The following is a 6,354-nucleotide window of genomic DNA, read 5'->3' as shown; positions in this document are numbered from 1 at the left end:
TTATGCGATCGCCCCCGGAATAAGATGCTGAGCGGGTGCCTAAAGTGCTAGGCGAGGGAGGGTTTGATCCCGAGCGAGCCGTAGCAATTTGGCGCTAAGCGAATATCTTATGGACAGGGGCAAAATGTCGTTTCTTTGCTTCCTTTCTTTGGACAAGCAAAGAAAGGAAGTCGCCAACGGCGAAACACGATGTTGGTGACGGAGTGTTGAGAGAGAAAAAGGAAAGGAAAAATAAGATGACGGAGTTATGAGCGCGCGCGCCGAGCGCCAGCTCAGAATAACGCGTAACACCAAACCGCACTTTAACAAACCACCCCACTTCGGTACAATACCCCAAAACCAAGGGGGAGATATGACAACCATCGTCTGGCTGCGCCGAGACCTACGCCTATTTGACAATCGCGCGCTGCAAAGTGCACTGACACACAACACACCGCTAATAGCCGTGTTCGTCTTCGACACCACCATCCTCGCACCACTGCCCAAAAACGACCGCCGCGTAACCTTCATCCACCAATCGCTACAGGCGCTGAAAGCGGCCTTAGCCGCGCATCACATCCCACTGTGGGTGGTGCATGACGACCCCAAAACTGCGCTACCAGCCTTGGCGAAAGCTGCAAACGCAAACGCGGTGGTGTGCGCGGAGGATTATGAGCCTGCGGCAATTGCGCGCGATGAGGCGGTGCGTGAGGCGCTGGCGCGCGATGGTGTGGCGTTTGAGCAGGTGTGCGATCAAGTCATCTTCCCCAAATCGGCGATTTTAACCCAGCAAAACAAGCCCTATAGCGTGTTTACCCCGTATAAAAAAGCGTGGCTGGCCAAGCTGCCGGCGGTGTTTGACCAGCTTGCCTTGGCGGATGACTGGGCGAGTTGCGTTAATGATGCCGCGTTTTTTGACGCTCAAAAAGATCGTTTCCCGCTGCCATCACTCGAAGCGCTCGGCTTTGAGGCACAAGACAACGTGCTGCAAGGCGGTGAGGAGGCGGCGCGCGAGCGCTTGCAGGATTTTTTGCCGCGCTTGGCGCGCTACCACCAGCTGCGCGACTTCCCGGCCAAAAAAGGCGTGTCGTATCTCTCCACCTATTTGCGCTTTGGGCTGCTGTCCATCCGCCATTTGGTGCGCTTGTGCTTGGAGCGCCCCAGCGAGGGCGCGGATACCTGGCTGTCAGAGCTGATTTGGCGTGAGTTTTATCAACAATTGCTCTATCACTACCCCAACGTGGTGGATGAGAGTTTCAAAGCGCAATACCGCGCGCTCAAATGGGGCAATAATCCTGAGTGGTTTGCGGCCTGGACGCGCGGGCAAACGGGCTACCCGATTGTGGATGCGGCGATGCGCCAGCTCAACCAAACGGGTTTTATGCACAACCGCTTGCGCATGATTGTGGCCAGTTTCCTCACCAAAGATTTGCTGATTGATTGGCGCTGGGGTGAGGCTTATTTTGCAGAAAAATTGCTCGATTTTGATCTCGCAGCCAATAACGGTGGCTGGCAGTGGGCGGCCTCCACAGGGTGTGACGCGCAGCCCTATTTCCGCATTTTCAACCCCGTGACGCAATCGCAAAAATTTGACCCTACGGGCGAGTTTATCCGCCGTTATGTGCCCGAACTGGCCGCGCTTAACAACAAAGACATTCACGCGCCGTGGGCGGCGAAAACGCCCGTGGCGGTGGATTACCCCGCGCCGATTGTCGATCACAGCGAGCAGCGCAAGCTCGCGCTGGCGATGTTTAAAGCGGATTGAGCGCGTTGATCACGCGGATTTGCTCAAAATCGCCCCATTCATCGGCGCTGATGTCAATCGGCACAATGCGTTTTTCAGCGAGCAATTTCGCCCGCTGCGTGCCGGCGAGCAGCGGCGTTTTCGGCGTGTACCACACGCCATCGCGCAAAAAGCACAGATTGCCAATGGAGCAGTCGGTCACCAATCCATGCTTGATAATGAGGATTTCATCACACGCGCCGCGCTGGGCATAAAGCGCGTTGAGCAAAGTGCGGTCGGCAAATTTAAAGGCATAATCAATCTCGTCACACACCACGGGCTTAAAATGCGTGAAAGTGCGGCGCTGATAGGGGAAAAACTGCACGGCAAAATCGCGCGCGTTGTAATCCACCCGCGCGCGCACTAACCCCGATTGAAACTCAGGCGGGATGACAAGCGCGGCGAAATCACAGGGCGCGCGCTGGCTGTTGAACAGCGCGCTCAGCGCCTGCTGGCAGCGAGCTTGGTGGTATTGCGGGTTTTGCACCACGCCGTCTATCACGGCGAGGGTTTCAAACAGTTCAAACATCGGCGGGCCTTATCGGGATATACACTTTTTGCGCTACTTCGTGGTATTCATCGTCGAGCTGGCTTTGCGCGGTGATGCCGCCGCCACTGCGGAACACAAGGCCAAGGTCTGTTTGCTCGATAAAACGAATGGCGACCGCACTTTGGATATTTTCGCCATCAAACAGCCCAAAAATGCCGGTGTAAAACCCTCTAGGCACGCCTTCGGCCTGCTGGATAATCTCGAGTGTTTTCTCCTTCGGCGCGCCACTAATGGAGCCGGCTGGCAGCAGCGTCCAGAGCATGTCGCCAAGGTTCGCTTGCCAATTATCCGCCAGTTGGCCGCGGATTTCCGAACTGCTTTGCAAAATCGCGCCGCGCTCGGTTTCTAGCCGCTCGATGTAGCGAAAGCGCGTGACCTCAATACACTCTGCCACCATCGCTAGATCGTTGCGGATCAAATCGACTATCGTGTTGTGCTCCCACAACTCTTTTTGATTGCTCAGCAGCTGCTGCTCGGCGTTGGGCAGCGTGGCGTCGATGGTGCCCTTCATCGGGTAGGAGAAAATCTGATTGCCGCGGGTTTGCACAAACGGCTCGGGTGAAAAGCACACAAAAGTGCGGTCAGGGTGTTGGCTGAGTAGTTTATACGGCGCGCGGCTTAAGGCAAAAATGGCCTCCAGTGACAGATTGCACGCAATCGGGGTGGCCATGGTGAGGTTGAGCAAATAGGTGTTGCCCGCCTGCAACGCTTGCGCCACTTGCGCAAAAGCGCGGGCGTAATCCGCTTTCGGCGGCGGGCTGGCGCGCAGTTGCAGTGGCGCGGGGCTGAACGCGCCCTTGAAATTCGTGTGCTGGCCAAAGGCATAATAAAAACCGCACTTTTCGGCCTCATCAAGCGGGCAGATGAACGGACGGTGTTGCTCAAAATCGATGGCAAAAAAACACGGCTGGCGTGTGCGCCCAAAGGTGTTGGCGCGGGTGATGAAATCGGTTTTGCTCATCATGCCAGCGCCGGTGGAGTGATGCCAAACTCAGCGAGCAGCATGCGCGTTTCAAACAGTGGCAAGCCCATGATGCCCGTGTAGCTGCCGTTGATGTGGCTGACAAAACTGCCGCCGAGGCCTTGAATGCAGCAGGCGCCGGCTTTGTCCATCGGCTCGCCGCTGGCGATATAAGCGCGGATTTGCGCTTCACTAAGTGGTCCAAAGCGCACCGCACTTTGCTGCACAAGGCTGCGCTCTTCACCGTTGAAATAAACACTCACGGCGGTCAGCACATGGTGGTGGCGGTTGGACAGTTGGCTGAGCATCTCAAAGGCGTGTTGGGCATTTTCAGGCTTGCCTAAAATTTGCGCATCAAGTGCCACGCAGGTGTCGGCGGAAACAATCGCAAAGTGCGGTTCGTGGCCTAAATTTTTGCGCGCGGCGCGGTTTTTCTCGCGTGCCATGCGCATCACATAATCATGCGCGGGTTCGTTCGCGTGTGGCGTTTCATCAATTTCGCTGGCCAGCGGCTTGAGCGAAAAGCCCAGTTGGGCGAGCAGCTCCCAGCGGCGCGGGCTTTGGGAGGCGAGATAAAGGGTGGTGGCCATGGGCGCTCCTGTGAATTGGCATAAGCAAAAAGTGCGGTTTTGCGGTATAATCGCGGCAAAAAGGACGGATTATGCCACTGGATTCATTACAACTCACTCAACTTGCTTGCATCGTGTTAGTGCTTGTGGTGCTGATTTTATTTTTTTGGAATGCAAAGCGCAAGCGCGACAGCCAAGAGTTGCGCGCCGATTTGAACAAAACCATTGCCGATTTCAACCAACTGGCGCAAAAATACGAGCAGTTGCAAAGCCACAGCCAGCAGCTGCAAAGCGGCTTGGTGCAAGCGCAAACGCGCGTGGAGGGGCTGCAAACCAGCCTAATCGAGCGCGATGAAAAAATTGATTACATCACCCGTGAGCTTGACGAAGAGCAAGCTCGCCATCAGGCCATTGGCGAGCAGATCACGGCCCTTAAAGAGCGCTTTGGTGCCGCTAATGCGCTGGCGCAAAGCCTGCAAAGCCAGCTTGATCGCAGCCACAGCCAACTTTCTGCCAAAGAGCAGCAGGTGCGCAATCTCGACCAAGAGCTAAGCCAAACCCAGCGCACCTTGATGAAATTGCAAACCTCGCTTGATGAGCGCGAGCAGCATTTTGAAAAGCAGCAGCAAAATTTTGAGCAGACCAAAGCGCAGCTCACCGCTGAGTTCCAAAACCTCGCCAACCGCATTTTAGAGGAAAAAAGCCAGCGCTTTGACCAGCACAACCAAAGTGCGCTGGAGGGCTTGCTCAAGCCGTTTCGTGAGCAGATCGACAGCTTCCAAAAACGCGTTAATGAGGTCCATTCCGAGTCCATCAAAGGGCAGGTGGCGCTGGAAAGTGAGATTAAAAAAGTGCTCGATATTGGCTTGGCGATGTCGCAAGAGGCGAGCAATTTGACCACCGCACTCAAAGGCGAGAAGAAAACCACCGGCAACTGGGGCGAAATGCAACTTGAGCGCAGCTTGCAGCTAGCGGGCTTGGTGGCCGGCGAGCATTACGATAGCCAAGCGAGCCTAAAAGACGAGCAAGGCGCTCGCCGCTTGCCGGATTTTATCGTGAAGCTGCCTGATAATAAGCACTTGATTATCGACAGCAAAATGTCGCTGGTGGCCTATGAAAGTGCGGTCAGCAGCGAAACAGAAGCCGATCAGCAGCGCTTTTTGCGCGAGCACGTCCACGCCGTGCGTCAGCATGTCAATGCGCTGTCGCAAAAAGATTACAGCAATTTAATTGGCCTGCGCAGCCCGAATTTTGTACTGATGTTTATCCCGCTGGAGCCGGCCTACATTGAAGCGCTCAAAGCCGACCGCACGTTGTTTAACGAGGCGTATAACAAAAATGTGATTATTGTTTCCCACACTACCTTGATGCCGATTTTGCGCACGGTGGCCAATTTGTGGCGGATTGAGCGCGGCAATAGCGAGGCGCAGGAAATCAGCGCGCGCGCTGGTGAGTTGTATAACCAAGTCAGTGTGGTGGCGGAGCGGCTGCAAAAACTCGGCGCGTCGCTCTCGGCGGTGAGTAATCATTACAACAACACCGTCACCGCGCTGGTGGGCACGCAGGGGCTTTATGGCAAGGTGGAGCGTTTTAAAACGCTCTCTGCCAAAGTCACCAAAACGCTGCCCGCACTGGAGCCGTTGCAACACGTGGTCGAGCATGAGCGGCTTGATGTGGTGAAAGCCGAGGTGGAAGAGTAACAAAGTGCGGTCAGCCTTGACCGCACTTTTTAATTTGGCACGCCCGAGTGGAATTTAAATTCGCTATCGGGGCTGGCAATCAAGTCAGCTTCCACCTTGGCAAAATGCGCCACGCGCGGGGTGATGTCGTCAGGTGAGATTTGTTGCGCGAGGGTGAGGTAGTCTTGATAGTGGCGCGCTTCAGAGCGCAGCAGCGAGATGTAAAACTGCTTGAGCTCGTCGTCTAAGTGCGGGGCGAGCTTGGCAAAGCGCTCGCACGAGCGCGCTTCAATAAAGGCACCGATAATCAGCTTGTCAATCAAGGTGGCTGGCTCAAAGTGGCGCACCTCACGCATCAGCCCTTTGGCGTAGCGCCCAGCGGTGATGTTTTCCAACGCAATGCCGCGCGCTTCAATGATCTCCAGCACTTGATAAAAGTGGTGCAGCTCTTCTTTAATCAACAACACCATTTTGTCGATGAGCTCGGCGGCGAACGGGTTGTCGTCGCGCGGTTCAATTTTTTTCGTGATCTGGCTTTTGCCTTTCAGTGCGCTGAGATTGCCAATTTTGCGATAGGCAAAATCTTCATAAGGCTTCATCCACGCCAGCAAATTGGCGTTGGCCTCAGTGTTGGCGGCATATTTGCGCAACAGCAACATCGCCGATTGGGCGGCTTTGAGCTCGCACATCATGTGGTCTTGCAAAATGGTGGCGAGGTTTTCGCCCCGCTTGGCCTCATCAATCCACGCCTGTGGCGTCGGGCAGCCTAAAAATTGGTGAATGGGGTCTAACAGTGTTTGATACATAATAAAAGTGCGGTGAAAAAAGAGCGG

6 protein-coding genes are annotated in these 6,354 nt (G+C 55.1%); 2 read left to right on the top strand and 4 right to left on the bottom strand.

Annotated elements, in window-relative coordinates; all coding sequences use genetic code 11:
* Window positions 1-352 precede the first annotated feature (352 nt).
* Window positions 353-1,744 (top strand): cryptochrome/photolyase family protein, encoded by a 1,392-nt coding sequence (locus tag HPC37_RS08980; protein WP_208122801.1) that lies wholly within the window; start codon window positions 353-355, stop codon window positions 1,742-1,744.
* Here the strand turns inward: HPC37_RS08980 and HPC37_RS08975 are convergent.
* The 3 genes from HPC37_RS08975 to HPC37_RS08965 are packed head-to-tail and all read right to left on the bottom strand — an operon-like array spanning window position 1,731 to window position 3,863.
* On the bottom strand, window positions 1,731-2,291 hold the full coding sequence (locus HPC37_RS08975; protein ID WP_208122800.1) for an aminotransferase class IV family protein: 561 nt from the start codon (window positions 2,289-2,291) through the stop codon (window positions 1,731-1,733). The two genes, HPC37_RS08980 and HPC37_RS08975, sit on opposite strands and share 14 nt — an antisense overlap.
* Window positions 2,284-3,273, bottom strand: coding sequence for an aminodeoxychorismate synthase component I (locus tag HPC37_RS08970; protein WP_208122803.1), 990 nt, complete (start codon window positions 3,271-3,273; stop codon window positions 2,284-2,286). The genes HPC37_RS08975 and HPC37_RS08970 overlap by 8 nt, the downstream gene beginning before the upstream one ends.
* Entirely contained in the window at window positions 3,273-3,863 is a 591-nt protein-coding gene (locus HPC37_RS08965; RefSeq protein ID WP_208122799.1) for a Maf family protein, read from the bottom strand. Before HPC37_RS08965 ends, HPC37_RS08970 begins: the two co-directional genes overlap by 1 nt.
* 71 nt (window positions 3,864-3,934) lie before the next feature.
* On the opposite strand from HPC37_RS08965, the gene HPC37_RS08960 reads away from it, so the two are divergent.
* Window positions 3,935-5,542: a DNA recombination protein RmuC gene (locus HPC37_RS08960; protein ID WP_208122798.1), complete on the top strand. Its 1,608-nt coding sequence runs from the start codon at window positions 3,935-3,937 to the stop codon at window positions 5,540-5,542.
* A gap of 29 nt (window positions 5,543-5,571) precedes the next feature.
* Here the strand turns inward: HPC37_RS08960 and miaE are convergent, their stop codons facing one another.
* Window positions 5,572-6,327, bottom strand: coding sequence for a tRNA isopentenyl-2-thiomethyl-A-37 hydroxylase MiaE (gene miaE / locus HPC37_RS08955; protein ID WP_282435404.1), 756 nt, complete (start codon window positions 6,325-6,327; stop codon window positions 5,572-5,574).
* Window positions 6,328-6,354 lie beyond the last annotated feature (27 nt).

Source organism: Spirabiliibacterium mucosae (assembly GCF_014884965.1).
In the GTDB taxonomy this organism is placed as follows: domain Bacteria; phylum Pseudomonadota; class Gammaproteobacteria; order Enterobacterales; family Pasteurellaceae; genus Spirabiliibacterium; species Spirabiliibacterium mucosae.
Note: the sequence above shows the minus strand (reverse complement) of the source record. Positions and strands in the feature narration are given on the sequence as shown.

Excerpts from the sequence above, each read along its gene's own strand:
- HPC37_RS08980 (WP_208122801.1), top strand. The coding sequence starts at position 353 with ATGACAACCATCGTCTGGCTGCGCCGAGACCTACGCCTATTTGACAAT.
- HPC37_RS08975 (WP_208122800.1), bottom strand. The coding sequence starts at position 2,291 with ATGTTTGAACTGTTTGAAACCCTCGCCGTGATAGACGGCGTGGTGCAA.
- HPC37_RS08970 (WP_208122803.1), bottom strand. The coding sequence starts at position 3,273 with ATGAGCAAAACCGATTTCATCACCCGCGCCAACACCTTTGGGCGCACA.
- HPC37_RS08965 (WP_208122799.1), bottom strand. The coding sequence starts at position 3,863 with ATGGCCACCACCCTTTATCTCGCCTCCCAAAGCCCGCGCCGCTGGGAG.
- HPC37_RS08960 (WP_208122798.1), top strand. The coding sequence starts at position 3,935 with ATGCCACTGGATTCATTACAACTCACTCAACTTGCTTGCATCGTGTTA.
- miaE (WP_282435404.1), bottom strand. The coding sequence starts at position 6,327 with ATGTATCAAACACTGTTAGACCCCATTCACCAATTTTTAGGCTGCCCG.